Genomic DNA, 1,264 nt, shown 5'->3' with positions numbered 1-1,264 from the left:
CACAGGCGGGCAGTCCCGGTGGCCATCAGCGGGCAATTCCGTGGCCATCTACGGGCAGTTTTTCATGGCCGCTAACAGGTGGTTTGGTTGGCTGGTTCTTCGTTCCGTGGTCGGTGGTCTTGGTGCTTGTTACCTGACCTGAGAAAATTTCTCGTCGGGTTCCTTTTCTTGTGTTCACCAGGCTGCTCCTTCTCGGTTCGTGGTTACTGTTCTGCTTGTTCATGGTGGGTCTGGGGGAGTGCGACATGACTTGTGCCGAAGTTGTTCCGGAATCGGTTCCGCCAATCGCTCGCAGATGCTCTAGCGCAAAACCTTGCTCCGTTGAGAAACAGCATTGCCGTGCACTTGGCTCATAATGCTCACACCGCCTATCACCCCGGCATCTCTGGTTTTCGCGTCGTTGCCTGTTCATGGTTACCTTCTGCGTCTACTGCATGATGCAGTGGAGGCTGTTGGCCCGACGTCCGGAAGTTAGGTATCCGCCTGGCTGGTCTTTCGTATTCCTTCATGGCCGAGCTGCTGGATGTCGACATGACGGAACGGTGACGCATAGACACAGCCACTGTGACCCAAACTCACACGAGACTCCCGCCGTCGCCCGGCTCCCGGGAACAACAGACGCGTCAGGTTGATATGTAGGACCTCCGCAAGTGTGCGTAAGCACTACCAAATAGGGACCCTAATGGGACCGCTTTGAGTGTGTTCCTGACGTCAGGTTGAGGTGTAGTCCAATCTGTGTTAACGCCAACCGAAAATAGGGCCAGTTTTGCCAACTGAAAACAGGGCCACGGGTTACTGTTCTATTGTGCCTTGAGCTGGGTTCTTGTCTTGTTCCGGAGCCGGTAGCTGCTGCCGGTGAGGTTCAGGACTTCTGCGTGGTGAACGATCCGGTCGATCATCGCCGAGGCCACTGTCGCGTCGCTGAAGACCTCGCCCCACCTACTGAAGGCGAGGTTGCTGGTAAGTACCAGGGAGGCGTGTTCATAGCGGGATGAGACCAGCTGGAAAAACAGATTGGCCGAGTCCTGGTCGAAAGGGATGTAACCGACTTCGTCAACGATGAGCAGCGTGTAACGGCGCAACTTGGCCAGTTCCTGGGGTAGCCGTCCGCGGTCGTGGGCTTCGGCCAGTCTCGATACCCACCCGGTCGCTGTGTCGAACAGGACGCGATGCCCGGCGCGTGCGGCCCGGATTCCGATCCCGACGGCCAGATGGGTTTTCCCGGTGCCCGGCGGGCCGAGTAGGACTACGTTCTTTGCTTCTT

General features: G+C 57.5%; 1 protein-coding gene. It reads right to left on the bottom strand.

Annotation, left to right across the window (positions count from 1 at the left end):
- Window positions 1-800: 800 nt before the first annotated feature.
- On the bottom strand, window positions 801-1,264 hold a 464-nt coding region (istB, locus tag ACTHQX_RS21665; protein WP_440159298.1), incomplete at its 5' end, for an IS21-like element helper ATPase IstB.

It is taken from the genome of Arthrobacter sp. SAFR-023 (assembly GCF_051965295.1).
GTDB lineage: Bacteria > Actinomycetota > Actinomycetes > Actinomycetales > Micrococcaceae > Arthrobacter.
This window is presented reverse-complemented; position numbering and strand designations above follow the sequence as displayed.